Origin of the sequence: Pseudoruminococcus sp. (assembly GCF_047012705.1) — a bacterium.
Taxonomy (GTDB): domain Bacteria; phylum Bacillota; class Clostridia; order Oscillospirales; family Acutalibacteraceae; genus Pseudoruminococcus.
Genome location: NZ_JBKXNW010000009.1, coordinates 1 through 25712 on the forward strand (window position 1 = coordinate 1; position 25712 = coordinate 25712).

Below are 25712 nucleotides of genomic sequence, written 5' to 3' on the forward strand. Positions count from 1 at the left end.
GTGCGTCTTCTATATTGCATATAGCCTTGAAGACCATTGCCCAGAAAGCAGTTTCGCTCTTGGGCGGTGTAAGCCCTGTATACTCTTTCATAAACTTTCGGATTTTCTTTTCATCGGGACTAAATAGTGCCTCATTGCGTGCTTGTACATATTTCTTTATTCTCTCATCATCAAAGTTAAATTCCATTTTTAACCTCTCCTTTGTAATTGCAAGCCAATCCTCCGCTGATGTGCTCAGCAAATTTGCATTTTCGGCAACAGCACACGCACATATGCTCGCCAAACCTGCGATTTACCGCCGGGTGCTGGCATCTGCGGACGGATATTTCATCATACTTAAAACCGCACTTATCACACATCAGATAATTTCTCATTTAGGTAGTCCTCAATAAGCTCAACGGCGTTTTTCCAACCATAGCATACCTTGCAATAATAGCTCTCATTTTTAAGCTCGCAGAGCCACCAGTCTTGATATTCGCTCGTTCTGCCTGTTTCGGTTTTCATTTCGATAAATAAGCCGTGATACTTGCCCTTAGCAACTGGCAGAAATAAATCGGGTACTCCTCTTTTTACGCCCTGTTGCTTGAGGTGTCTGGCTTCTATCGGGTCACGCCTGCCGCCGTTCGGAATATGAAATAACAGCTTTAATTCGGGATATTTCTTTCTTATGATTAGCTGTTGCGACCACTTGATAACATTGCTTTGGTGCTGTGCTTCAGTCATTTTCTGCCTCCATATATTCTGTTCAGAATAAGACTTGCCTGACGCTTTGTAAGTTCTGAAGTATCTAAACCGGGAAAGCGTTTTGAAATAACTGAGATTTGACTTTCGCTTGCCGGATAATTTCCCCAACGCTTGACAGAACCTAAATCCCATATATATTTTTGTTCGGAATAATGTTCACAAAGCTCCGAATATGCTCTGTCAAAAGCCTCCTGCATTGAAATTCTTTCCTTGCCGATAAGCGTATATCCAAGCTCGTCCTGACAGGGAATACGCATTTTCTTACCCTTAATGCTTAAAACAAATTCACCGTCAGGCATTTTGAACCAGTTGACATTGTGCAGATTGTATGACTGTTCTTTAGCCCAAAGGTCAACTATTTCAGTATTTCTAATCCATGACTGCGGAGTATCGGAAGCCTTGACTATCTTTTCAGGCAAGTCAAAGAATTCGCCCTCTATGCTGTCGAGCTTGTTTTTGGGAATATTTTTAAGGTCTATTCCCAAGAGGCTCGGCGCTGTACAAAGATTAGCCTTGCCCGTAACGCCAACGCAGTCAATGAGATTAAGCTTGTCCTTTTCCGGGTGAAGCCTTAACCCTCTGCCGACCATCTGAGCATATAAGCTGTCTGATTTTGTGGGTCTTGCAATGATAACCGTTTCGACAAGGGGAATATCCGTTCCCTCGGTGAACACCATACAATTCACAAGGCAAGGAATTTTGCGTTCCGAAAACTGCTTGATAATCTCCGCACGATTTTCCGTCTTGCCTGTAACAGCAACAGCATTAGGAATCTTAGACGCTATTTCTTCGGCGTGTCTGACCGATACGGCAAATATCAGCGTTGCACCCTTGGCGTATTTGCGGTAAGCCTCCGCAATAGCGTCCGAAGTGTCTGCCATAGCCTCGTCAAGCTCACCGGGTGCATAATCTCCGCCCCTTGTTGAAACATTTGTCAAATCATAGCCTATATCGACTCTGCGACAGAATATATCCGAAAGATAAGAATTTTTAATACCCCACTTAAGGTCACGCTTGAATATAATCTCGCTGAAAGAATCATTAAGTCTTGCACCGTCCGCACGGTTCGGCGTAGCTGTGAAGCCTATCAGGAGCCTTGGCTTGAAATAGCCAAATATTTTCTTATATGTATTTGCGGCGGCATGGTGAGCTTCATCGCAGATAATCATGTCAAAATCGTTCGGCATGAATCTTTCAAGCCGCCTTGCAAGGCTCTGGACGGAAGCGCTCACAACTTCTTCGCCGTTGCTGTGATATTTACCTTGCTCTATTCCGAAAGAACAGTTAAAATACTTCTTAGGCTGATTTACAAGCTCTTCACGGTGAGAAAGCAAAAGGGTCCTGCCTTTCCTCGGAATGTTTGCAAAGGTTACTGTCTTGCCTAAGCCTGTTGCCATTTGAACTAAATATCTTCCGCTTGCCTTTTGGCTGATTATGTCAATACATTCTTTTTGATAATCACGCAGCTGCATTATTTACCAACTCCTTTGTCAAGAATCTCCTTGACAACATCAAGTGTAAGATTCATATCGTCATAGCAGAAAGTTGCGTCCATTCCGCTGTTAGTCATCAGCTTAATAATCTTGCCTGCTAAGTCTGTTATTTTAATCAGCTTATAGGGAGGAATATACCTGCCTCCCGCTGATGTAATCTTGTCCATTTCATCTTTTATTGTCATTGTTATCCTCCTTTGATGTGGTACTTGTGGTACAGTGTGGGACGGTATGTACCACGCAAAAAAGCCAGTGCTCATGCGGTCTTGCGGTATGCTGTGGGACTGTGGGACAAAAAACACAAGTTTTCTATATAGAAAATAGATATACATATAGAACTGAAATATGGTAATTACTGGTAATTATGTATATATTTTTAGATTTATATAGGGTGTATTTCAGCTCCCACACGTCCCACAGTCCCACAATCCAGTATTCATGCGGTCTTGTGGGTGGTCTGGCTGTCCCACATCTGCCCAACAGCGTACCACACAATCAAAAATCAAGGTCTTCAATCTCGTCCTCATCATCTTCGGACGGCAAAAGCATTGAAACACATTCCGTTAGAGTTCCTCTTATACGTTTGCCTCTTGTCATATTTCTGCCCCTTGTTTCAATGAGATTATGCTCCTTGAGATAGCTCAGCAGAGCGGAGGAATTGTAGCCTGCTTCCTCCGCAGCCTTACGGAAAGCGGAAGCAATTACATACGCCCTCTTATCGTCAAGAATACCGTAAATATCTCCGCTTTCCTTATCGTTATAGCTGCAGTTTGCGTTTATGAAGCGGTTAGCGTTGATAGAAACCCAATCGCACATATATTTATAGCCGCGCTCACCGAGAGAAACCTCGGATTTTGAAGCAAGAAACTTTGAAATTTCAGAAACATCAAGGTAATTTCCGTCCTTGAAAATCCAATCTGTGGCGAATTTATCCGCAGTCACAATCAAAGCCGCCGCCATTGCCTGTTTTTCTGTAGTGTCATTCGAGCAAAGTTCCTTATAAACTATCGAAAAATAATCCCTGACACTCTGCGTTACCGCCTCGCCCTCATAGAGCCTTTTCACAAATTCTTTGCCAGCAAAGCCGTAGTTATTTTTAATAACAGCGGTTGTATGCTGACCGTCTTCAATTACCTTTTCGGTAGACTTGCACTCGATGTCGATAACTCTGTTATAAGCACCTGCACCTGCACAGGCTGAAATCAAAGGTGTTTCGCCTGTTGTAAGAATAGCATTGGACCAAGTGGGAGTTGCGTCTATGCCACCATACTTATTGCCTCGGCTTCTTCCGACGCCCTCCGAAAGCTGATATACATTAAAGCCATTTTTGGAATTATTAAGCTGTAATTCATCAATCATAAGTGGCAGCTGATTCAGGAAAGCCGCCAAACGCTCTTGTCCGACCTGCGTTGAATTAAAAGTCTGTATGTAGGTTCCGAGATTCGGGTCAGCCCAAACCGAAGCTGCCACCATAAGAGCTACCGTTTTACCTGTACCGCTTCCTCCACTCCAAAGGTGCGTAAAGAATACCTGTGCATTGCAAATCTTAATCAGCGGACTTGCAAAAGCCGCCGCAATGGTGATTTTAGCAACAGTATTATATCTGCGTACACTGCGAGCCTCATCAAGCCATTTATCGAAATTGCCAAAGGATTTTATAGAATTAAAAATAGTTTTATAGTTCAAATCGCCGTCAAAAACAAGGTTATCAACATAAGGAATAAAACCCTCATCATTGATATATCCCATTCGTGAAAAGCTGTTTTTAGCAGGAATAAGCTCATAATTGAAATTCTCGGTTTCGGAAAGATATTTCACAAGATACTTTGCATTTTCGCTTGTTACAGAAATACCATAGTCGGCTAAATCTATAATCTTCGAAGCGTTGGCGACAATCTTCTTTTCAACGATAATCTCACGCCACCTCTTGCCCTTAGAAAAGGCTATTTTCAGCTTTTCTAAGCCCGTATCAATGTTTATGAGCCGTTCAACAGGCATAATCGGGTGACAGCAAGCAACTATTGTTTCTTCCGCTGTGCTTCTGCGTATGCTGTTGTCATCAGCTTCCCATTCGCCTGTAAAAAGCTCCAGCGGCTGATTATCAAAGTTGCTGTAATTTGCCGTAGAGCTTCTTATACCCTTTATGTCAACCAAATAATCCTTATAAAGTGACTTGAAGTTTCTTATCTTGAAAACTTCATTCAAATATCGTGACATTTTTTCAAGCATTTTGCTTTCGGTGAATTTGCTGTCGTGAAATTGATATACCCATTCAAAAGCCGCTGTTGTCTCCATTACTTCCTCAAAGGATTCAAATTCAGGCATAACAATTAAATTTCCGTTTACTTCGTCTATCACATTTTCACCTCCAATGGTTCTCGCTGAACCAATAATCTAAATATTCAAGCCTTGCCTGAGCCTTTGCAGTCTCGATAAAATCCTTAGAATTTTTCACGACCTTACGCAATTTCTTAAACTCCTCACATTTAGACATATATTCTTGCCTGAATGTTTTAAGCTCCTGCTCCTCTCTTAGTTTTTTCAGAGCATATTCTCTCTCGTTTTTTTTGTCATATGCAGTATCTGTTTTCAAACCAAGAAAGAAATCGCTGCTCAGCTTAACTACTGCTTGCGGTGCGGAAATTCTGAATAAAAGAGATACAAATTTTATGACATCTCCTCCGGTTCCACACCCAAAGCAATAGAATGACTTATCATATATCTTCATACTTGCTGTCTTTTCAGAATGGAAAGGGCAGGATATAAAGCCCGAACGATTCAGCTCAAAGCCATATTGCCCGATAACGCTCGGCATTGATACTTGCTGTTTTACAAGCTCATATTTATTCAAACTCACACATCACCTTTCTTAAAAAATGCCTTACACTATACCCGCCCGTTTAAAGAAAATTTGACCTTTTGAGGTCAAATTTTATAATAAATTCATAAATTATTTACATTCAGAACGGTAAATAATCACTATAAGGAACATCTGGGCTACTATCGACAGTTGAATTATTTGAATAATCAACACTCGGCAAAACATCTTTAAGAACTGCTGTCAAGAACTCGCAGACAAGCTCAGAAGCCTCCTTCTTTACTCCATCTTTTGTAGTATATGTACTCTTAGAAATCCTGCCTATGCAAAAGACATAGTCACCTTTTTTCAGCGTTGAAGCCGCCTTGCCTATATCATTCCAGCAAGTACAGTTCACCCATATAGCTTGATTCTGACCGTCAATATTTCTCTCACCTACGCAAACACTGAACTTTGAAAGCACCGAGTTTTTCTCTCCGACACGCTTAGTTTCTGCGTCCTTGCCAATTATTCCGCAAATCATAATAGAACCGTCACCGCATTTAGTCTGCATTTATATTCCCTCCAAAATATCCGCTGTAATTGATTCAGCCTTTTTAACTCTCTGTGCGTTTGAAATATCACTTATTTCTTCTGTCGTCTGAAAACCCATCATAGCCGACGGACAATAAACTCTTGCAAAAAAAGCCGCCGCACGATATGCAAGCATAAGCTCAGGCATAGTCTGCCATTTTGAAGTTTCATTGCCGTTTCTGTCCTTCTTGGAATACCAACCCTCTTTTTTCGCCATAGCAATATCAACGAGAGGCCCTTTGATAAGCTCATCACTCTCAATATACTTTGCTTCAAGATAACAACCCCAATTATCCTGACCTCTTTCGCCAACATAGACGGTCCTTATATCCTTATATCTGCCATCGTTTTCTATTAAGGCTCTGCAAGCTTGTCCACTCCAAGACGGCTTTCCTCGGACTATGTAAAGATTCTGCATAACCGTCAAAGGCGAAAGTCCCATACGGTTTGCAATATCAATCGCAATCATACAGTTTGATATACTTCCCTTGTAATTTTCAGGAATGACGTCTGAATTTACAAGAGCATTTGCAAAACGCTGCGCCCGCTCAAAATCTGCAACATTACCAAAAACATTCAATGCATTTGCAGAAGATTCAAGCTGTACTTCCGGCTTACTAAGCTCTTTTACTTCCTCAGCCGTAGCCGTTATCATTTCATTATCACTCATCATAAACTTCCTTTCTCACCCATTGTGGCAAATCTAAACTATGCACCTCCGGAACTTCATCATATCCATACCAAATGCCAGATTTACAACATTTTTTATATTCGTTAAGGTCTGCCTCGGCTTCAATTTCGCCGAGCCTGAGAAATTCCTCACTCGCAAAATATACACATATAGCATAAGGCGGCTCTTTCTCAACTGCTACGAAAATGAAGTTATCTATATCCTTACCAAGAGCCTTCAATACCTTTAAATACCAATATGCCTGCACATGATACCTATATTTATACGCAGACTTTATGAAATCCTCAGGATTTGCAGACTGCGTTGTCTTCAAATCAATGCAATACCTGCCCTTGATATAATCAGGACGGCATTTCAGCACTGTTTCGCCGTCATCATAAAAATATGACTGCTCCGCCTGACCGTCTGTAAGAAGCTTAGAAGCTATCGGGTGTTTATGTATTGCCTCAGCCATAAGCTGGATTTTTTCCAAATGCTCTGATGTTATAACTTCCTTGCCAACAGACTTTTCAAGAAAATCAGCATAAATTGCTTTGCCCTCTTTGGTACGCCTATCACAAAGCGGTGCAGTAGTAAATTCAGAACTGAACTCATTGTTTTCAAGCACAAACTTATGCAATGCCGAACCGAAAAGCAAGGATTCTGTCTGCGTACTTGGCGAGCTCTTCGCTGCTATATAATGCAAAGGGGATTTATGTATTAAATCCAAATCAGACTTAGAAACACCCTCTGTATTGTGATATTCCTTATTTGTCATTGTTGCCCTCCTTAGCTTTCTCTGTGTCCTCAATAAATCTGATAAATCCACATATCTCGTGATAATCAATCTCTTCAATTACGCCATCTTTTAAAATCAGGTAATTCATAGCCATAGCCTTTATATCATCAAGTGAATAGTAAGTTTTCATCTTTATACCTCCGTCATCAGACTGTAATAGTCCTCATTATCAATAAGTCCACGCTCTTTCAGATACCTTAAAGCAACACTATATGTACAGAACGAAAGATTCTTGAGATTAGACACAAGTCTGTGCCTTTCGTGACTCGCATAATAAATTCTTCTGATAACAGATTTCTGATAAGCGTTCAACTCTTTAGTTGTAACTGCGCACTTGACTTTCTCTGCATTATGCGTTACACTTTTAATAGTAAATGTTTTTCTTTTGTCGTCCCTGGAGTTGCCGCTCTGGAGGCGATTTTTCTTTTGTAACTTATTCATTGATTTTGTCCTCCAAAGATATGTAAAAAATAGGATTTTTGCTTTTTGTCCAATCATATTCGTTGAACTTATAGAAGCCCTTAAAATCGGCGAGTTTATCAGCATTGATACCCGATACTGATGTTGCAATGGAACCGCCCTTTTTAGATACTGCATAAGCTGTGCCGTTTTCATCAATTTCTGAAAAGATGAAGAATAGATTATTTCCTACTCTACTTAAGGTTACGCAGTTAAAGTTCTTAATCCATTTGTAGCGATAGTTAAATCTTACTATCATACTTTTCTTTTTTGTCGCTGGAGATACGCTTATAAATACATCGTAATCAGCAACATTTGTTGTAAACGCATTTCTTTTTGTTCGTCTCAATGTGTTTGTTAATATTTCATCCATAGAGATATTTGCCTTATTCATTGATTAGTCCTCCAAAATTTGTACTCTTGCAAGCTCACAAGCTAACTTGTATGCTTTAGCGTGTTTGTTTTCGCCGTGGGTTTCATTGACAGCTTCCAAAAAATCGTCAATCGTGCCGGTAAAGCGCCCGCATTTTACGCCAATTTTATTATCTTTTGTTTTAAAAAATGTTGTAGTATCATTACGGCTACCTATATTAGCAACACATAAAATATCGTTGATTTTACTTATTAAAGCGTCGCCATGAACCCATGCGTTGCCACAAACCCATGCGTCGCCATAAACTTTTGCGTTGCCATAGACCCAAGCGTTGCCACAAACCCATGCGTCGCCATAAACTTTTGCGTTGCCATAGACACAAGCGTTACCATAGACACGGGCATTGCCAAAAACCCAAGCACTGTCACTAACACGAGCAGTGCCATAGACACGAGCATCGTCATAGATACAAGCATCATCAAAGACACGAGCATTGCCACAGACACGAGCGCTATCATACACCCAACAAGTACCCTCTTGAGAGAGGTTCTCTTCTTTTTCGATGTATCCGCCAATGTCTCCAGCTTCTACATTTCCAAAATCTTTTAAAGCCTTTATTCTGTAATGTGTATGACCTTCTATTTCGATTTTGTCATCTTGCAGCATTTCGTATTTATTCATTTTTAATCCTCCTCAAATTTGTAATTGTGCGGTTTAAATCTTTCCATATGTAAGCGATAATCTCGCTTTTGATATATCTTATTTACAAGTATCTCAAAGTCGTAGCGATTTTTGCAAATCTTATCAGCCTTAGCTGCCAGCTTATTCATCTTCTTTTCGAGCTTTGCTGTCTTTCTTTTGGCAGATTTAGCTTTTCTTTTGGCACTGACATTTTTACAGAAGTATTTAAACTTGCTCATTTTTATCACTTCCTCAATATATAGTCCTAATTTCACCATATTTTTTGTTAAGTGTTTTCTGTTGTTGTGCTTCGCCACTGTAAAATTTTAGTATGCTTTCAATACTGACAACAACCTTGTTACCTATCTTCACACTTGGGATAAATCCTTGTTTTATACCTGCACGGATACCGTGCATAGATATTTCGGTTTCTGGGTCTTGCTTTTTAATCTCGGCATAAGCAGAGTTGATAGTTCTAAATTTTTGAAATTCCATATTTTTTCCCTCACTTCTTTAGTTTTTCAAGTATTTCTCTGATTTTTGCCTTACCACGCTCATTATAGCGAAAACTTGGAACTTCTTTAGAACTATAACGGCTTTTATCCATTACAGTTATGCCGTATTCGTCTGTTTTAAGTCCGTGAGCATTAGCAATTTTTCCAACTTTAGCCGCCGTAATACCGAGAGCATTTCCAACTTCTGTTGCGGAGTATGTCTTTTCGACCTCTGGAAGATACTCGCCCAGGTTAGCATTTATAATACTTTCTGTTGCCTTTATACCAAGTGTTTCAACAGCTACTGGCGATAGTTTTTGAAGTTCAGGCTTACCCATAAGAAGTTTAAGCATACGGTATTGAGCATTAAGTAACATAGCCCTTGAGCGTTCCTGCTGAATCTGAATTTTTAATGTGTCATCAGCTTTCTTTTGCTCAACTCCGAAATAGCTATTTACAAGCTGTCGTTGTACATCCCAAGCAAGGTCATCTGTAAAAGATTTAACAAGCATTAGGTATCCGCTCTCGGTGAGGAGGGTGACATCATTTTGTTGGCGTTTATCCATAGTTCCGAACGCTGTCCGAAAAACGGACGGCGATATTTTGAAGTAATCAACACCCTCAATAAAGTGTGTCTTATTGTCATTAAATCTCTTTCTTGCTGTTCCATTAGGTCTGCCGTGGCATTGGTCGATTTCTTTAAGAGTAACCACTCTCTTACCTCGATACTCCTTGACGGAAATATCAGTGTTGTTGATTGTTATTGTTTTCAATTCGTTCATTTATCATTGTCCTTTCTCACGCTGTTAAATCTGCCAAATCACAGTCAAGAACTTTTGCAAGCTCACAGCCAAGCGGAACAGTTAATGTTTTTGTGCCACGCTCAATTTGGTTAATCATCGACTGTGTAACATTTACGGCATCGGCGAGTTCTTTTTGCGTGTAGTTTTTGCTTTCACGCAGACGCTTGATGTTTTCTCCTATGCTCATTTTTTCCACCTCCTTATAATCAGGAAAATTATCGCAATATCGCATATAATAATTGCAATATCAAGAATGGTATTAACAACTTCCATACTTCTGACCTCCTGTTCTAAGATATATGTTGACAACAACTAAGGCTTTTTGATATAATCCTACTAAGGGGAGTTCCTGCTCCCCTTTTCGGATTTTACCTTATCTAAACCATTCTTTGAGTAAATCAACGATTGATTTTATAAGGTTTAGGATTGCGGTTATGAGAAGGACTTTTTGCAAAGTGTTTGGCTTCTCATTTCCGCTTTTTTTATACCTTTTGCCCTTAGCCATTGTTTCAACCTCCTTGTATTTTTTAGTTATTCGTGTTATGATTTACTTAACGATTAACTGTAGTTATATTATATCTCACGAGCGTGAGATAGTCAATAGATTTTTCTTATGTTTGTAAGTTTCTGCGTTTTTAACAAAATTACAATCTTACAGTTGTAAGATTTATACAAGGAGGTAATTTATATGTTGTTTTGGGAAAGATTTTACAATTTATGTATCAAATGCGGTAAAAAACCAAACCCTGTTGGAAAAGAAATTGGAGTATCATCAGGAGCAATTACTAAATGGAAAAATGGAACTATTCCGCCAGCTGAAGTACTAATTAAAATCTCCGAATACTTCAACTGTTCAGTTGACTACCTCCTCGGCAGAGCCGAAAAACAACAAGAAGAACAACAAATCACCCCCACCGAAAACGATGAGGGTGATAGAAACAAACAGCGTTTATTACGCAACTATGATGATATGAATGAATCTGCACAAGAACATATAGCAAATTATTCGGATTTTATGGTTAGCAATGAAACTAATCTAAAAAGTGATATTCAAAATAATAAAATGAAAGCATAAAAAAACGCTCAGAGCGTATGCAAGTACTCGAAGCAAGGAACAAGTATTATCTTCATCCGCTTGAACGACAGGTGAAGCAACAATTTGAGCAGTTTATAGAAGATTACAGTTTTAAAATAAATGATACCGAATAAAGCAAATATATAAAAGGACGGTGGCAGTAATGGCAACCATAGCTAAAAGAGGAAACAGTTATAAAATTACGGTATCACTAGGATATGATTTAAACGGAAAACAGATTCGTAAAACTATGACTTGGAAGCCTGAAAGCGGAATGACTGCAAGGCAGATTGAAAAAGAAATCAACAGACAAGCAACACTCTTTGAGGAAAAATGCCGTAAAGGTCAAATACTGGATGATAGAATTAAATTTTCTGACTTTGTAGAAATATGGCAAAAAGATTATGCTGATAAACAGCTCCGCGATAAAACTAATCAAAGAAATAAGCAAGCACTCGAAAGAATACTTGTCGCTCTCGGTCATTTACAAATAGGTAAAATACAACCACATCATTTAAATGAATTTTATAATAACCTTGCTGAGAGTGGTATCAGACGAGATACAAAATATAAATGCATTATTGACCTAAAAGAAATTATCAAAGCCAAAGGCTATACAGTAGCTTACATTTCCCAACTTTCAAATGTTGCACTAAGTACATTCAGTAGTATTTTTAAGGGTAAAAATACTACAAAGAAATGTGCTGAACAAATATGTTCAACTCTTGAATACGATTTGAGAGAACTTTTTGAGCCTGTTGACTTTGAAAAACCGCTCTCTAACAATACAATATTGTGTTACCACAGAATTATATCTTCTATTCTTGGTGAAGCTGTAAAGCAAGGCATATTGCTTTCAAACCCCTGTTCAAGAGTGAGAACACCAAAAATCAAGCACAAAGAAGCCGAATATCTTGAAGAAAATGATGTTATAAGGCTCTTGCAAAGCCTCGAGAAAGAACCTTTACAGTATCGTGCTTTAATTACCTTGCTATTGTATAGCGGTATGCGTAGAGGTGAAGCTCTTGGGCTTACTTGGAAAGATATAAATTTTAAAGATAACCTTATAGATATAAATAAAAGTTCACTCTATGTGTCGGGAAAAGGTATATTTGATGATGAAACAAAGAATGAAAGTTCAAAGCGTGTTATTAAAGTTCCTCAATCGGTTATAGATAGCTTAAAACAATTACAGATAGAGCAGTTTCACAAAAGGCAAATGCTGACAGACGAAGACTGGCAAGACTGTGACAAAGTGTTCAAAGCGTCCAATGGTTCTCCACTTCACCCTGATACACTTTCAAGTTGGTTCAAGCGTTTTCTAAAACGACATAATTTGCCAAATTGTCATATACATACATTAAGACATACCAACGCAAGCCTACTTATAGCACAAGGTATTAATGTTCGCACAGTATCAAATCGACTTGGACACGCACAAACAAGCACCACAGAAAACATTTACAGTCACGCTATAAAAACGGCTGACGAGAAAGCAGCAGAAACCCTTGAAGAAATTCTCACACAGAAAAAAGCATAGTAAAAAAAGCCTACAATATCAAATTGTAGGCTTAATTTTTGGTGTTTATTTGGTGCTTATTTGGTGTTTATTTGGTGTTTATTTTTATGAAATGACATAAAAATCTATCACAGCCTATAATCTAAAAATAGCTTATTTATGCGGTTTTTCAGCATTTTACAGAGAGCAACAAAAAGCTATGTTTTACTATTTTTATACATTCGTAATGAGCAGGTCACAGGTTCAAGTCCTGCCACAAGCTCCAGATTTTCCCCTTGAACACTGCGTTCGAGGGGATTTTTATTTTATTTAGAATTAATGAAATAGAACATTTTGTCCTTTATTTAGTCAAAAATTCATTTTCAATTCTATGAAATACTGATAATTATCAAACAAATAAAAGAGCTATATCCGCACTAAAATGATATAACTCCCTTGTGCATATAAAAAGTATATCAAAAAGTACGAATACAACCCTTGGTGGTTTTATTCCGTTTTAATTTTATGTTTGCTTAAATTCACTCAAATTAATAGCCTATTCCCTGTTAATAAAAGATTTCATTCGTTCCGTAGATTATCGAATTTTTAACGATAACCTTATAGCCTGTCTTAATCGAGTCAATTTCTTCGCTTAACTTCGTTTTTGTATAAATCAGCTTTCCCTAATTTAAGTATGAATCATAATCTTTGTATATGTAATTAAGGTCAACATCTCCTAAAATGCCGGAAATTCTGCCATTGTCGGAATATTGCCAGATTGTGCAATTAATAGTTGGCAATGATGTTCCAAAGTGAGATAGCCATAAATCATACTTTCCTGTCAGTATGTCTTTGTGTAGGTAATCACTAAGCCAAATTGTATTGCAATAGAGCATAGGCGTGTAGCCAGCGGATTTTATCTTTTCGCAAAAAGCTATGACGATATTTGTAAGAGCATCCTTGCTGAGATGAGTTTGGGAGCTATCCTCAATGTCGAAAGCGACAGGCAAATCGAGCTTGTGTCCTTTGATGATTTTAAGGCAGAAATCCGCCTCGAATTTTGCCTCAGCGACAGATTGAGCGTAGCTATAATGATAAACGCCACACTTAATTCCTGCACCGAGAGCATTTTTTATATTTTTCTGAAATTTATTATCCGCTTGATTTGGATTTTCAACTCCAAAACCTGAACGGAGCATAGCATATCTTATTTCCGAATTATAGACTTTTTTCCAGTTTATGTTGCCGTTCCAAGTACTGACATCAATAAGCTTCTCTCTCATTGCAAATACCCCATTTTCTTATAATATTCCTGCTCTGCGATTACTTCTTCTACTTTTACGCTGTCTACTTCGTCATCAGTAATACAGAGCTTTTTCTTGAGTTTCTTTCTGTCTGTTTCAGGATTATAGGCAAGCGCCTTAATCAACTGCCTTTTCGTTGCGTCCGTCATCAGTATTCACCTCGATTGTTATAATATTTTTTTCCAGACGGCAAGAATTGCAAAAAATACGGTTCTTGCAATTCGGCTTTAAGCTCTGTACGACCGTCACTTGAATTAACATAAGCCTTGCGATTTGGCAAACCGAAAACAGTTTCTGTACCGTTATCCTCGATAAGTACACGCTGAGTTTTAACGGATACGCTTTTTGCTATAAAATTATCTATTGTAATAACATTCTTAATTTCCATAATAAAATCTCCAAATTAAACTAAATATGTGCCTTTGATTATGATTGATTTACCGGCAAGAGCATTTTGCGATGAAATCTTTATGCAGGTTCCTGTACTGCTATTGCTTACTTTTCAATCTCCATAAAACTATGTAACCTACATTTTCGCTCAATTTGTCTGCAAATTTTTAAAAAGATACTCAAGCCTCATTGCAGGAAAAAGGCTATCTCTGATTTTTACCGCTTCTACTATTGAAAATTCTGTTTCACCAGCAATTTTACTTCGTGCCGTACACTCCGTAAAACCGCCAACATTCGCAAGGTCTATCGGATTATATCCATATCTTGCCATTTCTGCACTAAGATTATTTAGCATTTTTATCCCCTTTCGACAAAATAATTATTGCAAGTTTCCATATCTTGCAATCTATTTTTGATTATATCTCCTTTTTTGGAGATTGTCAAGCAAATTCAAAAAATATATTTCCATATTTGGAAATATCGTTATTGCATTTATCTAAAATATGTTATATAATATAAGCAAATAATAAAGGGGTGACTTCTATGTGGTTAGAAAACTTGAAAAAAATGAAAGAAAACAGCGGTAAATCTACCGCAGAAATTTCTGCCGCTACCGGCATACCAAAAAGCACACTCGATAAAACTTTTACAGGCATCATAAAAGAACCACCAATGTCAACCATGTTTACGCTTGTACATTATTTTGGATATACTGTAGATGACCTGACGGGCGATAAAGAAATGCTCTCCGGCGAAGAAAAACGCCTATTAGAAATATATCGCAAGCTTGATACTTCAGGAAAAGAATTTATCACTGGAGTAATCGAACACGAATACACACGCTCTACATCTCAAAATTCAAATATCGTTCCTATAAGCATAGCCTCGAGAAGCTTCAACGATAAATACAAACCTGAAATATCTGAAGATAACATAAACGACTACATAAATGCGCCAGAAAATGATATGGATATGTAATATAAATAAAAACTGCTTCAAAGAATATACTATTTCTTGAGGTGGTATAAATGGCATCATATAGCTTATATGGCAAATATAAAAATGTCAGAGATAGTTCATGGCAGTCGCTTATAGATTTTAATGTTATGAAATTACCAGTATCAGTAAATGAAATAACCAGACAATTAGGCATTAAGGTTATTAGAAATAGTCAGATTCATAAGCTTAGGAATAATCAGCGTGGCTTCACAGCCTATGACGGAAATAACTGGTACATAGTCTTTGATGATACCGAACCCATTCAGGAATGCCGTTTCACAGTAGCGCACGAGCTTGGTCACATTCTGCTTGGTCATATGTTAGTGAATGATATTAAATACAGAACATTTGAAAAGCGTGATAAAGAAGAACAAGAGGCAGATATGTTTGCAACACGCTTGCTCGCCCCAGCCTGCGTTTTGCACGAATTACACGCAACAACCGCCGAACAAATAGCCGAGATATGCAATATATCAATCTCCGCCGCAACCACTCGTGCCAAACGAATGAAAGTCTTAGAAAAAAGGAACAAATATTACCTTAATCCACTCGAATTACAAGTAGAACAAAAGTTTGACATCTTTATAAAAGAGTATCTCTCCAATAAATAATTTTATGTAAATTCAATAGAAATTAAAAGTTTCACTTAAGCTCTTTCAAAGTTATTACGAACTAATAATTATCATACAACTCATGTTAATTTGAAAATTTATAAAAACTCTGATTCATAATAAAAAGAAAGTGAGATAGGCAATATAAAATCAAAAGACATCAGATATGCAATCGAGGATTTCACATTATATTTATAAGAATAATCCCTACTTCACTTGAAATAAATATATCTGAGTTACTATAAGAATAAAAAATTGCTCCCACCGATTTTACTTCTTAGAGTAATTTTTCCAACAATCAAAGGATAGTTAAAGCAATAGCAAGTATTGAAAAACGAGGAAAATTCTATAATTTTGTAGTTTCACTCGGCTGTGATATGAATGGCAAATAAATAAAAGAAACTACAATTTGAAAACCAGACCACGCTATAACCACAAAACAAATAGAAAAAATTTAATCGACAAACAATTCTTTTTGATGAAAAATATAGTAAAGGTCAGATACTCGATAATAAGAAATATTCGCCAAAACCTGTTCTATAAAGAAAACAAGATTTTTAATATATTATTCCAAAATAAAAGCTCCAACCGTATATTTACAGTTGGAGCTTTATTTAATTGCCTATATTATTTTGTTTTAGAATTTTTTGCTTTCTTTGTAATAAAAATTACAGCAGTTGCAGAAGCAGCCATAAGTGCAGCTATAATAGCAATATTTGAATTATCTCCGGTACTTACTGTATTATTCTTGCCTGGATTTGATTCATTACTACTATTTGAGCTTGTTGTATTTGATGATTCAACAAAAGGTATTTCGCTGCTTTCCTCTGAGGATTCAGGTTTACTCTCTTGTGAAGACTCATGTGAGCTTTCCTGTGCAGGTTCAGATGGTTCTGAGCTGCTTTCTTGTGAAGACTCTTGTGAGCTTTCCTGTGAAGGTTCAGATGGCTCTGAGCTGCTTTCTTGTGAAGACTCTTGTGAGCTTTCCTGTGAAGGTTCAGATGGCTCTGAGCTGCTTTCTTGTGAAGACTCCTGTGAGCTTTCCTGTGAAGGTTCAGATGGCTCTGAGCTGCTTTCTTGTGAGGATTCCTGCGAGCTTTCTTGTGAAGATTCAGATGGTTCCGGAGGAGTTACTGTATTAGCTCTTCTCCAAAGCTGTGTGCCATAGAACGGATTAGCTGTACCAATTACAAGATAATCTGTTGTCTTTGCAAAAATTCTCAAGCCGTGATTATAACGGTCACCAAAACCATTTGTAGTAACAGCGTTTACATCTACCGTACCATCATCATTTTGTGTAATCTCATAAAGGTCAAAACCTGCCTCTGAAGTTGCAAGATATTGTAGAGATTCAGCAAAAGCTTCAAGATTGTCAAGTGTTGCATAGCTGAGAATCATTTCATAAAGCTTTTTAAGGTTATCACTCAAGTTATTATACATATTTTTGTAATACTCAAGCAATTCCTTATATTCTTTGATAAAATCTTCAATATTTGTAGAATCAATCAAATCTTTGATATTATCAAGAGCTTCGTTAAGCTCCATAAGCTTATCTATGATTTTCTGTGGAAGCATACCCTTAATAATCGAACCATCAAGTAACCCTTTAACTAATTCTTTAATCTGCTCGTCTGTCAATTCGATAGATTCAGCAGAACCAACATTATCAAATGCAAACATTGCTGCGAAAGAATTTCCTGCACGAAGGTTAGCTTTCTTAATGGCAACATCAACCATCTTTTCAGCAGTCTTTTCATTCATAACAGAATTGTTAGAACTTTGTAGTAAATACGCAGACTTTTGTTTATCTCCCATAAGAAGTTCTATTAAAACACGAATATAATTAATCTGGGATTTCCATTCTTCTTCGCTCATATTGAGAATATCGCCATTTGTAAACTGTGCGATAGGCTCAAGAAGCGTTGTAGTATCCATTGTACTTACATAAAGCTTATTCTCATAAACAGTTGTCTGCCATGTATACTGGCTCATATGTGTGTTATAGCCAGAACCAAGACCTGAAATGCCGCCTTTTGGGAAGCGTTTTGTTGGGTCGCCAACTACCATTTCTACATTTTCGTCCTTATCCATACGATAAAGATTTATAGATTGTTCAAGGTTAGTTGCCTGTGTTCTGAAGTCTTTTCTCAAAGCAAATCCTTGTAAAGCACTTGAAACATCGTTATAGTCGCCGATATAGAGATAATCTCCATATACTTCAAGAGTACAAGCACCGCAGCTTACACGCTCTTCGTCAAGACCAAAAGGATATTTTGCACCGTCTTTTTCGTCGCCTGCAAGAACTGTCCATGTCCAAGAATCCTTGTCGGTAACTTCGCCGTTGCATTCGCCTCTTATAATAGCAAATGTTTTGAGCGTACCTGTTTCAGGGTTTTTGCTTTCAGCTGTACCTGTGCAAACAACAACATAAAGCTTATTATTGAACTCAATAACCTGATAGATACCGCCACCACCGTTTACATCAGAACGGTGATATGCCGGATAGTTGAACAAATCATCCATTGTTGCGATAACCTTAAATGAATCCTGTCCCTTGGTTGGGTCGTTAGATGCACAAAGGAAAACACCTTCTGTATCAAGGCAACCTGCAATTAGGCTATCCTTATACTGTGCAATAGCACGAGTAGATGTGAAAACATTATCATTAACAAGTTTATGATAACCTTCCATATCTACACAATTATAAATGCAAGTAAGCTTATCATTATTTTCTGGGTCAATCTCATAGATACAAGGAAGACCATTCTGAACAGCTATAGCTGTTGCAATTTCTTGAGGTGTCATAATCTTTGTATCAACAACCATACCAACGAAATAAAGCTTACCATTCATTTCTATAGCACTTCTAAATGTTGGAATAAGACCATTAACATCTCTTGACATAAGAAGCTTTGTTTCGCCTGTCTTAACATTAAATTTAAGAAGAACGCCACCTGCATACTTACCGTCAGGCTCTCCTAAATAGAGATTGCCATTATACATAACATTCATCATAGCCTTAGCTATCTCAGGGTCTAAACCACCAAGCATACCCTTAGAAAGTATAGCTGATACGCCAAGACCACCATACATAGTGTTGATATAAACCCAATCTCCGTATGTAGCAGAAGCGTAGCTATAAGATTGACCTCTGTCACCTTCGCCCGAGGATTGTCCATCAACATACTCTGTTACACTACCATTGCCAATGTAATCAACGATACCATCAGCGCTCTCAACGGGAGAGTCTGGATGAGAAATTTTCTCAAATGTGTAATTGCCGTTAGTATAAGTATACTTTGGGTTAATTTCGCTTGCCGCAAACGCCGGAGATACGGTTTGCACAAGCATCGCTGCACAAACAGCTGTGCTTAATGCAGCTGCGAGAATCCTTTTAGAACCTCGTTTTAACATTTTATCAATCCTTTCTTAATGATATTTTCAATACTATTAGCACAACATAGCAAGAATATCATTTGATATGTGTATTATATCATTAGTACACTTTATTGTCAATATATTTCTAAAATTGTAAAATTTATACAAACTATTTTATATATAAAAAATTTTAAGTAATTAAGTTATATATTAAATAATTTTATATAACATAATTATTTATAACTAACCCCATTTGATTTTTTTATTTTATTTATCAAAATAAAAAATTCCCAGCAAATTTTTAAAAAAATTCATGCTGAGAATCTTTATTAATTATTTATTGAAATTTAGCCGTTTTGGAATTAAGCTCATCTACATCAGGCATTTCAACACTTTCAGAAGTTACATTATAATCTTCTTTAAGCTTTAATATTCGCCTCACAGATTCGTTTATTCTTTCCTCTGTAATATCGCCATTTTTAACAGCTTCTTTTATAGCCGTAAATGCTTGTTTTACATTATCTTCTCCAAAACATATTGAAAGAATATCGCAACCGGCATTTATCGATAAAACCGCTGCGTCACCAAAAGAATAACTTTCGCTTATTGCCCCCATAGTAAGGTCATCAGTTATTACAACTCCTTCAAAACCCATTTCGTCACGAAGTAAATCTGTAATAATATTCTTTGACATACTTGCAGGATATTTTTCATCTAATTCCGTACACAAAATATGTGCCGCCATTATCATAGGAACACCATTTTCTATAGCACTCTTAAATGGCAAAAGCTCGCTTTGCCAAAGTTCTTCTTTTGTTTTTGTAACAAGTGGAAGCCCATAGTGCGAATCTGTTTCAGTATCACCGTGTCCGGGAAAATGCTTTGCAACCGGAATTGCTCCCGATGCTTTTAAGCCAAGCATATCTGCAATACCATATTTACATACATCATCAGAAGTTTTTCCATATGCTCTGTTTCCGATAACCGTATTATCAGGATTGCTCCATATATCAAGTACAGGCGAAAAACCTGTATGAAGTCCAAAGGAAGTAATCTGTGTTCCTATCTGATAACCTGCATTATAGCAATATTCAGTATCTTCCGAGCCTGCAATAGTTAATGCTGCCGGCATACTCAAAACATCATCTGGTAATCTTGTAACAAGACCGCCCTCCTCGTCCATACCTATGATATACGGTATATCTCCTGCGGTTGATTTTATAGAATTAGTAAAATTAACAAGCTGTTCTGCACTTGTAATATTCTTGCCAAAAAGAATGACTGTTCCAAACTTATATTCCTCTGCAAATTCTTTGAAATCATCATCAACTTCTGTTCCATCTATTCCAACCATTAACATTTGTCCTATCTTTTCATCAAGGCTCATTTTAGAAATTTTCTCAGAAATTTCATCAGTTTCTTTATTTGAGCTTTCAACTAAAGAACTTTCCTGTCTTGAAGCAAGACTTTCTTCAGCTTTTGAGCTTTGAGAACTTTCAATAGAAACATTATCTAAAGAACTTTCTTTTGAAGATTCGACACTTTGAGTGTCATTCCCAGAACAAGCAGAAAATGCACTCAATAAAATCATTACAGCCAATAAGGCTGATATTGTTTTTAATTTTTTCATTTTAAATTTCTCCTAATTTTTAATAATTTAAAGTTTATTAACTCGGTTAAAGAAATTACCGACCCTTAAAAAGGTTCGAGCAAAACTTTTAATTGTTTTAGATAAGTTCATCAGCTAATCGGTAGTTCATTGGGAATTTCATTATCCGCGATAAAAAACTTCCCATACCCACTACGAGCGAGACTTGTCGAGCGATTTCGCGTCTTGGGTGCGGCGGCTCGCCGCCCATAAGCAATATTTTTTGAAATATGCATATACTGTATTTAAAGGAGTGATTTTATGTGTGGTATCGCAGGTTGGTTCGATAAAACTAATACATTAAACGAGCATAAACATATTATCGACAATATGAGTTTAAGTCTTAAAAATCGTGGTCCTGATGAAGACGGAATCTTTATGAGAAAAAATCTTTGTCTTATTCATAGAAGACTTAGCATTATAGATATAGAAAGCGGCAAACAACCTATGACAAAAGCCTATAAAGGCAGAATTTGTACTATCGTATATAATGGCGAAATTTACAACTCGCCCGAAATTATGAGTGAACTTCGCTCAAAGGGTTTCAGCTTTTTCGGTCATAGCGATACCGAAGTTGTACTCACTGCATATCTTTGTTGGGGAACTAAATGTGTAGAAAAACTTAATGGCATCTTTGCTTTTGCCGTCTGGGACGATGATGAACAAAGGCTTTTTCTCGCTCGTGACAGAATCGGTGTAAAACCACTTTTCTATTATAAATACGAAAACGGTTTTCTCTTTGCCTCTGAAATAAAGACCTTGCTCAAAAATCCTATTGTTGAACCAAAAATTGACGAACAGGGCTTATATGAAGTTTTTCTGCTTGGTCCTGCAAGAACATCAGGCTTTGGCGTTATAAAAGGCATAAAGGAACTTTTGCCCGGTGAATGTGCAACCTATAACGGAAAGGAAATTCGTAAACAGAAATATTTCACGCTAAGAGCCTATGAACATAGAGATAACGAAAAGCAAACCATTGAGCATATTCGTGAACTCATTACAGATTCTATTGAACGACAGTTAGTATCCGATGTTCCGCTCTGCACATTTCTTTCCGGTGGACTTGATTCAAGCATAATTTCCTATGTTGCATCAAACTATTATCGAAAAAACAGGCTTGGCACACTCACAACTTATTCTGTCGACTACAAAGATAATGAAAAATACTTCCAGAAAAGTCTTTTTCAGCCGACGCCTGACAGCGACTTTATAGACCTAATTTCTACTGCAATAGGTTCCGAACACAGAAATATTCTCATTGATAATTCTGAGCTTTTTGATGCGCTTTATGCTTCAACTCTTGCAAGAGATTTGCCGGGTATGACAGATGTTGATTCCTCACTGCTTCTTTTCTGCAAAGCAGTTAAAAAGGATTTCAAGGTCGCACTTTCTGGTGAATGTGCAGACGAGATTTTCGGTGGCTATCCTTGGTATCATAACAAAGATATATTATTTGAAGATACCTTCCCTTGGTCACGCTCACTCGATATAAGACATTCAATTCTCAAAAACGGCTTGCTTAAAAATGGGGACGAATATGTTCGTGAAAGATATCTTACCACTTGTCAAAGCGCTGAAAAGCTTGATGGTGAAAGCAATCTTGATCGCCGTATGCGTGAGATGTTCAAGCTAAATCTTGATTGGTTTATGCAAACACTTCTCGACCGTAAAGACCGAATGTCGATGTATTCAGGATTAGAAGTAAGAGTACCATTCTGTGATTATCGAATTGTTGAGTATGCTTATAATATGCCTTGGGAGTTAAAGAGCCTTAATGGCAGAGAGAAAGGCATTGTGCGAAAAGCTTTTGAGGGTTTATTGCCTGATGAAATAGTCTGGCGAAAGAAAAGCCCTTATCCAAAGACTCATAATCCACTTTACTTTAAACTTGCCGTTTCCGCTGTAAGAAAGGTTCTGAATGACAAAAGCTCTCCACTTTACGACATTATAGATAAAAATGCCGTAGAAAATATTATCGAAAATCCTGAAAGTATTACCTCTCCTTGGTATGGTCAACTTATGAAAGCACCACAAATTTTAAGCTATATCATTCAGACGGACTTTTGGCTGAGAACTTATAATATCCAGATAGAAATATAAAAATTTTCAGGCTGTTTTTAGTTGCAGCGATTTCATTCGTTTTTTATAGAGTATTAAACCTATTCCGCCTGAGATAAATTCCGAAACAGGAAAGGCTATCCATGTGTAATTCAAGCCGATAAGCGAAAATAACCAGAATGTTGGAATCAAGCATAATATCTGTCTTGTTATTGATAGCAGCATACTTGTTTTGCCATCTCCTATCGCCTGAAAAAATATCGGCATCATAAGCGAAAAAACTGCAAAAATAAAGCTTGTTCCTATAATAGGAAATGCTATTGAACCTATCGAATGAACTTCTTGACTATCTGAAAACAAATTTATCATTTCTCTTGGGAAAAATAAAAATGCTACCATTCCAACAATCATAAAAATCGCCGATATTACGAAGGAATCAGTCATAATTCGCTTACAGCGTAAATATTCCTTTCTTGCAAAATTAAAGCTTATAACCGGAACTATACAAGTTTGCAAACCAAAAAGCGGTATAAAGAAAAAGCTCTGCATCTTATAATATAAGCCTAAAACTGTAACTGCTGAATCAGAAAATCCTGCAAGAATTATATTCAAAGCGAGTATATAAACTGTATATAAAAGCTGCATAATAATTGATGAATAACCATAATAGAATATTCTCTTTATGTAGTGTTTCATTTCTCTTAGTTTTGGCGGTTTATAATAGCCTTTAACTCCTGTAATAATTGCAGCGAGTATCTGACCGCATACAGTTGCATATGCCGCTCCGGCAACACCCATTTCGGGTATAGGGCCAAGTCCGAAAATCAAAATCGGGTCTAAAACTATATTTGTCAAAGCACCTGCAATCTGTGCTATCATTGGTAAACGCATATTACCCTGTGATTGATGAACCTTTGTCCAGTTTCCTTCTAAAAATGCACCTATGCTCCCTATGCAAACTATATTTCCATAAGTCACCGCATCTGTTATCGCCTGATCTGATGTAGCCGAGGTCATAACATATGGCCGCATAATTGAAACCGAAATAATCGCAAAAATTGCCCATATCGTAAACTCAATAACCGTGCCTGTTCCTGCGGCATTATAGGCGTCCTTTGATTTATCCTGAGCAAATTTTCTTGCCATATAGGTATTAACACCAACACCGGTTCCAACGGCTAAAGCTATTATAATAAGCTGCATTGGATATATAACCGTCAAGGCTGTGAGTGCATCTTCGGAATATTTTCCCACAAAAAAGCTATCAACAATATTGTATAGCGCCTGTATAAGCTGTGCAAGCATTACGGGCGGAGCTAATTTAAGAAGTATTTTTCCGATTTTTTCGGTACCAAAAAAAGCACTTTCAGAAAGCTCCTTTTTCATATTTATACCTCCTCATTCAAAGACAAACCCAGTGCATTATCAAATTCTAAAACTAATTTTGTCATAGTAGATATTTTATTTTCACTAATAGATTCAACCGTCTTTTCCTCTAATTTATTTAGCGAATTTAAAAGTGGCTCTGCATAAAGCTTTCCCTTTTCTGTCAAAACAAAAGCTTTTTCTCTGCCTCTACTATAATCTGAACTAAGTTCAAGAAGCTCGTTAGAACGCATTAATGAAATGGTATGATTTATAGTCTGTCTTGGAATCATATAACTATCACAAATCTGCTTTTGTGTACAAAAACCAAATTCACGCAAGGTATAAAGCACAAGCATTTCGTTATAGCTGATATTATGTTTTTTCGACCATTCAGAATATGCCCCTCTGCATTTTATCATTGCTCGGTTAAGCTCATTAAACAGTTTTAAAGTTTGACTATCCATATACTACTCTCTTTCAAGTGAAAAGCTATAATCCCATATGGGATTATAGCTTTATTATATGTATAATTTATCTATAAGTCAAGATTGCTCAAAATTTTTTTGGATTTTTATGCGTTTTAAAAATCACATTAACTTAATAATTTTTATTTTATAAATCTCTAAAATCATTTTTTTGAACAAAGTTTACCAGAAAATGCACTTTTCTTACCAGTTTATAGAAATTTAGATTTTTTATGATATAATGTAATAAAATAGTTTGTAGACTTTTGGAGCTATAATACTATTAAAAATTTCATCAGTTTTTACCTAAAAATGTATCGGGCCGAATAGCGGAAGTTCAGCCCGATACATTTTATTTTTTATCCATATTTAATTTTAAACATTCATCATACAAGGATTTGTTTTCCTCTCATGCTCAAGCATAGTTGCAGGACCATGACCACAATAAACCTTATAATCACCAGTAAGATTTCTTAGTCTTTTCAATGATTGCAAAATTTCATTATAGCTGCCTGTCGGAAAATCAGTTCTTCCCATAGAACCAGTCATAAGAGTATCACCGGTAAAAAGTATATCATCAATCATATAGCAACAGCTTCCAGCCGTATGACCGGGAGTATGAATAACTTTAATCCTATTTTCACCAAATGGAATTTCTTCTTCATCATTTACAATAATATCCGCATCAAAAGGTTGAATCTTCAAGCCACCCATAAACGAAGAAAGATTCAAGCCGGAATTATGCAGAAATTTTTCTTCACCATTATAAATAACAATTTTTGCACCGGTTTTCTGACGAAGCTCATCAGCATAACCTATATGGTCGAAATGTCCATGAGTCAGCAAAATATATTTAACTTGTCCCTCGGCAAAATCATCTATTCGTTTATTAAGCTCTTTTGATGGTGCAGCTGGGTCAACTATGAGTCCCAAACCAATATCATCAGTTAAAACATAACAATTTGTAGGCATAATACCGACTGCAAAAGTTTCAACATTCATCAGAAAACCT

The 25712-nt window shown here is 37.0% G+C and carries 33 protein-coding genes; 5 read left to right on the top strand and 28 right to left on the bottom strand.

Features of this window, described 5'->3' with window-relative positions; all coding sequences use genetic code 11:
- The 19 genes from ACLU24_RS09630 to ACLU24_RS09720 all read right to left on the bottom strand — a co-directional run.
- The coding region (locus ACLU24_RS09630; RefSeq protein WP_412612305.1) for a hypothetical protein at positions 1 to 187 on the bottom strand (187 nt) is incomplete at its 3' end.
- Positions 177 to 374, bottom strand: coding sequence for a hypothetical protein (locus tag ACLU24_RS09635; protein ID WP_412612306.1), 198 nt, complete (start codon positions 372 to 374; stop codon positions 177 to 179). The genes ACLU24_RS09630 and ACLU24_RS09635, both read right to left, overlap by 11 nt.
- Entirely contained in the window at positions 352 to 723 is a 372-nt protein-coding gene (locus ACLU24_RS09640) for a VRR-NUC domain-containing protein (protein WP_412612308.1), read from the bottom strand. Before ACLU24_RS09640 ends, ACLU24_RS09635 begins: the two co-directional genes overlap by 23 nt.
- The gene (locus ACLU24_RS09645; RefSeq protein WP_412612310.1) at positions 720 to 2216 is read right to left on the bottom strand and encodes a DEAD/DEAH box helicase; all 1497 of its coding nucleotides are present in this window, start codon (positions 2214 to 2216) and stop codon (positions 720 to 722) included. Before ACLU24_RS09645 ends, ACLU24_RS09640 begins: the two co-directional genes overlap by 4 nt.
- A complete protein-coding gene (locus ACLU24_RS09650) occupies positions 2216 to 2422 on the bottom strand; it encodes a hypothetical protein (RefSeq protein ID WP_412612311.1) in 207 nt (68 codons plus the stop codon). Before ACLU24_RS09650 ends, ACLU24_RS09645 begins: the two co-directional genes overlap by 1 nt.
- 310 nt (positions 2423 to 2732) lie before the next feature.
- Entirely contained in the window at positions 2733 to 4595 is a 1863-nt protein-coding gene (locus ACLU24_RS09655; RefSeq protein ID WP_412612312.1) for a DUF927 domain-containing protein, read from the bottom strand.
- Positions 4596 to 4599: 4 nt separating this feature from the next.
- A complete protein-coding gene (locus ACLU24_RS09660) occupies positions 4600 to 5088 on the bottom strand; it encodes a CHC2 zinc finger domain-containing protein (protein ID WP_412612313.1) in 489 nt (162 codons plus the stop codon).
- A gap of 109 nt (positions 5089 to 5197) precedes the next feature.
- A complete protein-coding gene (locus ACLU24_RS09665; protein ID WP_412612314.1) occupies positions 5198 to 5608 on the bottom strand; it encodes a single-stranded DNA-binding protein in 411 nt (136 codons plus the stop codon).
- Positions 5609 to 6298, bottom strand: coding sequence for a recombinase RecT (locus tag ACLU24_RS09670; RefSeq protein ID WP_412612316.1), 690 nt, complete (start codon positions 6296 to 6298; stop codon positions 5609 to 5611).
- Positions 6291 to 7076, bottom strand: coding sequence for a PD-(D/E)XK nuclease-like domain-containing protein (locus ACLU24_RS09675; RefSeq protein WP_412612317.1), 786 nt, complete (start codon positions 7074 to 7076; stop codon positions 6291 to 6293). Before ACLU24_RS09675 ends, ACLU24_RS09670 begins: the two co-directional genes overlap by 8 nt.
- A complete protein-coding gene (locus ACLU24_RS09680) occupies positions 7066 to 7227 on the bottom strand; it encodes a hypothetical protein (protein WP_412612318.1) in 162 nt (53 codons plus the stop codon). Before ACLU24_RS09680 ends, ACLU24_RS09675 begins: the two co-directional genes overlap by 11 nt.
- A 2-nt stretch (positions 7228 to 7229) precedes the next feature.
- Positions 7230 to 7538: a hypothetical protein gene (locus ACLU24_RS09685; RefSeq protein ID WP_412612319.1), complete on the bottom strand. Its 309-nt coding sequence runs from the start codon at positions 7536 to 7538 to the stop codon at positions 7230 to 7232.
- On the bottom strand, positions 7531 to 7950 hold the full coding sequence (locus ACLU24_RS09690; protein WP_412612320.1) for a hypothetical protein: 420 nt from the start codon (positions 7948 to 7950) through the stop codon (positions 7531 to 7533). Before ACLU24_RS09690 ends, ACLU24_RS09685 begins: the two co-directional genes overlap by 8 nt.
- 3 nt (positions 7951 to 7953) lie before the next feature.
- The gene (locus tag ACLU24_RS09695) at positions 7954 to 8610 is read right to left on the bottom strand and encodes a hypothetical protein (RefSeq protein WP_412612321.1); all 657 of its coding nucleotides are present in this window, start codon (positions 8608 to 8610) and stop codon (positions 7954 to 7956) included.
- 2 nt (positions 8611 to 8612) lie between these two features.
- On the bottom strand, positions 8613 to 8849 hold the full coding sequence (locus tag ACLU24_RS09700) for a hypothetical protein (RefSeq protein ID WP_412612322.1): 237 nt from the start codon (positions 8847 to 8849) through the stop codon (positions 8613 to 8615).
- Positions 8850 to 8862: 13 nt separating this feature from the next.
- Positions 8863 to 9105: a hypothetical protein gene (locus ACLU24_RS09705; protein ID WP_412612323.1), complete on the bottom strand. Its 243-nt coding sequence runs from the start codon at positions 9103 to 9105 to the stop codon at positions 8863 to 8865.
- A 10-nt stretch (positions 9106 to 9115) separates the two neighbouring features.
- The gene (locus ACLU24_RS09710; protein ID WP_412612324.1) at positions 9116 to 9886 is read right to left on the bottom strand and encodes an ORF6N domain-containing protein; all 771 of its coding nucleotides are present in this window, start codon (positions 9884 to 9886) and stop codon (positions 9116 to 9118) included.
- A gap of 16 nt (positions 9887 to 9902) precedes the next feature.
- Positions 9903 to 10094, bottom strand: a complete 192-nt coding sequence (locus ACLU24_RS09715; protein ID WP_412612326.1) for a helix-turn-helix domain-containing protein — start codon at positions 10092 to 10094, stop codon at positions 9903 to 9905.
- A gap of 186 nt (positions 10095 to 10280) precedes the next feature.
- Positions 10281 to 10412, bottom strand: a complete 132-nt coding sequence (locus ACLU24_RS09720) for a hypothetical protein (protein ID WP_412612327.1) — start codon at positions 10410 to 10412, stop codon at positions 10281 to 10283.
- Between the two features lie 183 nt (positions 10413 to 10595).
- Between ACLU24_RS09720 and ACLU24_RS09725 the strand changes: the two genes are divergently transcribed.
- The gene (locus ACLU24_RS09725) at positions 10596 to 10982 is read left to right on the top strand and encodes a helix-turn-helix domain-containing protein (protein ID WP_412612328.1); all 387 of its coding nucleotides are present in this window, start codon (positions 10596 to 10598) and stop codon (positions 10980 to 10982) included.
- Positions 10983 to 11145: 163 nt separating this feature from the next.
- Positions 11146 to 12522, top strand: coding sequence for a tyrosine-type recombinase/integrase (locus ACLU24_RS09730; protein WP_412612329.1), 1377 nt, complete (start codon positions 11146 to 11148; stop codon positions 12520 to 12522).
- A gap of 641 nt (positions 12523 to 13163) precedes the next feature.
- Here ACLU24_RS09730 and ACLU24_RS09735 read toward each other — a convergent pair.
- The 4 genes from ACLU24_RS09735 to ACLU24_RS09750 all read right to left on the bottom strand — a co-directional run bounded on the left by ACLU24_RS09735 (position 13164) and on the right by ACLU24_RS09750 (position 14529).
- Entirely contained in the window at positions 13164 to 13763 is a 600-nt protein-coding gene (locus ACLU24_RS09735) for a glycoside hydrolase family 25 protein (RefSeq protein ID WP_412612330.1), read from the bottom strand.
- The gene (locus ACLU24_RS09740; protein ID WP_412612331.1) at positions 13760 to 13933 is read right to left on the bottom strand and encodes a hypothetical protein; all 174 of its coding nucleotides are present in this window, start codon (positions 13931 to 13933) and stop codon (positions 13760 to 13762) included. Before ACLU24_RS09740 ends, ACLU24_RS09735 begins: the two co-directional genes overlap by 4 nt.
- Complete coding sequence (locus tag ACLU24_RS09745; protein WP_412612332.1) at positions 13933 to 14172, bottom strand: hypothetical protein; 240 nt, start codon at positions 14170 to 14172, stop codon at positions 13933 to 13935. The genes ACLU24_RS09740 and ACLU24_RS09745 overlap by 1 nt, the downstream gene beginning before the upstream one ends.
- A 150-nt stretch (positions 14173 to 14322) precedes the next feature.
- Positions 14323 to 14529, bottom strand: a complete 207-nt coding sequence (locus ACLU24_RS09750; RefSeq protein ID WP_412612333.1) for a hypothetical protein — start codon at positions 14527 to 14529, stop codon at positions 14323 to 14325.
- A 188-nt stretch (positions 14530 to 14717) separates the two neighbouring features.
- On the opposite strand from ACLU24_RS09750, the gene ACLU24_RS09755 reads away from it, so the two are divergent.
- Positions 14718 to 15152, top strand: coding sequence for a helix-turn-helix domain-containing protein (locus ACLU24_RS09755; RefSeq protein WP_412612334.1), 435 nt, complete (start codon positions 14718 to 14720; stop codon positions 15150 to 15152).
- 50 nt (positions 15153 to 15202) lie between these two features.
- On the top strand, positions 15203 to 15784 hold the full coding sequence (locus ACLU24_RS09760; RefSeq protein WP_412612335.1) for an ImmA/IrrE family metallo-endopeptidase: 582 nt from the start codon (positions 15203 to 15205) through the stop codon (positions 15782 to 15784).
- 627 nt (positions 15785 to 16411) lie between these two features.
- On the opposite strand, the gene ACLU24_RS09765 is transcribed toward ACLU24_RS09760, so the two are convergent.
- Both ACLU24_RS09765 and nagZ read right to left on the bottom strand, forming a co-directional pair.
- Complete coding sequence (locus tag ACLU24_RS09765; protein ID WP_412612336.1) at positions 16412 to 19198, bottom strand: hypothetical protein; 2787 nt, start codon at positions 19196 to 19198, stop codon at positions 16412 to 16414.
- Positions 19199 to 19499: 301 nt separating this feature from the next.
- Complete coding sequence (nagZ, locus tag ACLU24_RS09770; RefSeq protein WP_412612338.1) at positions 19500 to 20792, bottom strand: beta-N-acetylhexosaminidase; 1293 nt, start codon at positions 20790 to 20792, stop codon at positions 19500 to 19502.
- A 279-nt stretch (positions 20793 to 21071) separates the two neighbouring features.
- Here nagZ and asnB point away from each other — a divergent pair, with 279 nt between their 5' ends.
- A complete protein-coding gene (gene asnB / locus ACLU24_RS09775) occupies positions 21072 to 22910 on the top strand; it encodes an asparagine synthase (glutamine-hydrolyzing) (protein WP_412612339.1) in 1839 nt (612 codons plus the stop codon).
- A gap of 6 nt (positions 22911 to 22916) precedes the next feature.
- Here the strand turns inward: asnB and ACLU24_RS09780 are convergent, their stop codons facing one another.
- From ACLU24_RS09780 to ACLU24_RS09790, 3 genes are all read right to left on the bottom strand, one after another.
- Positions 22917 to 24254, bottom strand: a complete 1338-nt coding sequence (locus tag ACLU24_RS09780; RefSeq protein ID WP_412612340.1) for an MATE family efflux transporter — start codon at positions 24252 to 24254, stop codon at positions 22917 to 22919.
- Positions 24255 to 24256: 2 nt separating this feature from the next.
- Complete coding sequence (locus tag ACLU24_RS09785) at positions 24257 to 24700, bottom strand: MarR family winged helix-turn-helix transcriptional regulator (protein ID WP_412612342.1); 444 nt, start codon at positions 24698 to 24700, stop codon at positions 24257 to 24259.
- A gap of 375 nt (positions 24701 to 25075) precedes the next feature.
- Positions 25076 to 25702 (bottom strand): MBL fold metallo-hydrolase, encoded by a 627-nt coding sequence (locus ACLU24_RS09790; RefSeq protein WP_412612343.1) that lies wholly within the window; start codon positions 25700 to 25702, stop codon positions 25076 to 25078.
- Positions 25703 to 25712 lie beyond the last annotated feature (10 nt).

Excerpts from the sequence above, each read along its gene's own strand:
- ACLU24_RS09635 (WP_412612306.1), bottom strand. The coding sequence starts at position 374 with ATGAGAAATTATCTGATGTGTGATAAGTGCGGTTTTAAGTATGATGAA.
- ACLU24_RS09640 (WP_412612308.1), bottom strand. The coding sequence starts at position 723 with ATGACTGAAGCACAGCACCAAAGCAATGTTATCAAGTGGTCGCAACAG.
- ACLU24_RS09645 (WP_412612310.1), bottom strand. The coding sequence starts at position 2,216 with ATGCAGCTGCGTGATTATCAAAAAGAATGTATTGACATAATCAGCCAA.
- ACLU24_RS09650 (WP_412612311.1), bottom strand. The coding sequence starts at position 2,422 with ATGACAATAAAAGATGAAATGGACAAGATTACATCAGCGGGAGGCAGG.
- ACLU24_RS09665 (WP_412612314.1), bottom strand. The coding sequence starts at position 5,608 with ATGCAGACTAAATGCGGTGACGGTTCTATTATGATTTGCGGAATAATT.
- ACLU24_RS09670 (WP_412612316.1), bottom strand. The coding sequence starts at position 6,298 with ATGAGTGATAATGAAATGATAACGGCTACGGCTGAGGAAGTAAAAGAG.
- ACLU24_RS09675 (WP_412612317.1), bottom strand. The coding sequence starts at position 7,076 with ATGACAAATAAGGAATATCACAATACAGAGGGTGTTTCTAAGTCTGAT.
- ACLU24_RS09680 (WP_412612318.1), bottom strand. The coding sequence starts at position 7,227 with ATGAAAACTTACTATTCACTTGATGATATAAAGGCTATGGCTATGAAT.
- ACLU24_RS09685 (WP_412612319.1), bottom strand. The coding sequence starts at position 7,538 with ATGAATAAGTTACAAAAGAAAAATCGCCTCCAGAGCGGCAACTCCAGG.
- ACLU24_RS09690 (WP_412612320.1), bottom strand. The coding sequence starts at position 7,950 with ATGAATAAGGCAAATATCTCTATGGATGAAATATTAACAAACACATTG.
- ACLU24_RS09695 (WP_412612321.1), bottom strand. The coding sequence starts at position 8,610 with ATGAATAAATACGAAATGCTGCAAGATGACAAAATCGAAATAGAAGGT.
- ACLU24_RS09700 (WP_412612322.1), bottom strand. The coding sequence starts at position 8,849 with ATGAGCAAGTTTAAATACTTCTGTAAAAATGTCAGTGCCAAAAGAAAA.
- ACLU24_RS09705 (WP_412612323.1), bottom strand. The coding sequence starts at position 9,105 with ATGGAATTTCAAAAATTTAGAACTATCAACTCTGCTTATGCCGAGATT.
- ACLU24_RS09710 (WP_412612324.1), bottom strand. The coding sequence starts at position 9,886 with ATGAACGAATTGAAAACAATAACAATCAACAACACTGATATTTCCGTC.
- ACLU24_RS09715 (WP_412612326.1), bottom strand. The coding sequence starts at position 10,094 with ATGAGCATAGGAGAAAACATCAAGCGTCTGCGTGAAAGCAAAAACTAC.
- ACLU24_RS09720 (WP_412612327.1), bottom strand. The coding sequence starts at position 10,412 with ATGGCTAAGGGCAAAAGGTATAAAAAAAGCGGAAATGAGAAGCCAAAC.
- ACLU24_RS09725 (WP_412612328.1), top strand. The coding sequence starts at position 10,596 with ATGTTGTTTTGGGAAAGATTTTACAATTTATGTATCAAATGCGGTAAA.
- ACLU24_RS09730 (WP_412612329.1), top strand. The coding sequence starts at position 11,146 with ATGGCAACCATAGCTAAAAGAGGAAACAGTTATAAAATTACGGTATCA.
- ACLU24_RS09735 (WP_412612330.1), bottom strand. The coding sequence starts at position 13,763 with ATGAGAGAGAAGCTTATTGATGTCAGTACTTGGAACGGCAACATAAAC.
- ACLU24_RS09740 (WP_412612331.1), bottom strand. The coding sequence starts at position 13,933 with ATGACGGACGCAACGAAAAGGCAGTTGATTAAGGCGCTTGCCTATAAT.
- ACLU24_RS09745 (WP_412612332.1), bottom strand. The coding sequence starts at position 14,172 with ATGGAAATTAAGAATGTTATTACAATAGATAATTTTATAGCAAAAAGC.
- ACLU24_RS09750 (WP_412612333.1), bottom strand. The coding sequence starts at position 14,529 with ATGCTAAATAATCTTAGTGCAGAAATGGCAAGATATGGATATAATCCG.
- ACLU24_RS09755 (WP_412612334.1), top strand. The coding sequence starts at position 14,718 with ATGTGGTTAGAAAACTTGAAAAAAATGAAAGAAAACAGCGGTAAATCT.
- ACLU24_RS09760 (WP_412612335.1), top strand. The coding sequence starts at position 15,203 with ATGGCATCATATAGCTTATATGGCAAATATAAAAATGTCAGAGATAGT.
- ACLU24_RS09765 (WP_412612336.1), bottom strand. The coding sequence starts at position 19,198 with ATGTTAAAACGAGGTTCTAAAAGGATTCTCGCAGCTGCATTAAGCACA.
- nagZ (WP_412612338.1), bottom strand. The coding sequence starts at position 20,792 with ATGAAAAAATTAAAAACAATATCAGCCTTATTGGCTGTAATGATTTTA.
- asnB (WP_412612339.1), top strand. The coding sequence starts at position 21,072 with ATGTGTGGTATCGCAGGTTGGTTCGATAAAACTAATACATTAAACGAG.
- ACLU24_RS09780 (WP_412612340.1), bottom strand. The coding sequence starts at position 24,254 with ATGAAAAAGGAGCTTTCTGAAAGTGCTTTTTTTGGTACCGAAAAAATC.
- ACLU24_RS09785 (WP_412612342.1), bottom strand. The coding sequence starts at position 24,700 with ATGGATAGTCAAACTTTAAAACTGTTTAATGAGCTTAACCGAGCAATG.
- ACLU24_RS09790 (WP_412612343.1), bottom strand. The coding sequence starts at position 25,702 with ATGAATGTTGAAACTTTTGCAGTCGGTATTATGCCTACAAATTGTTAT.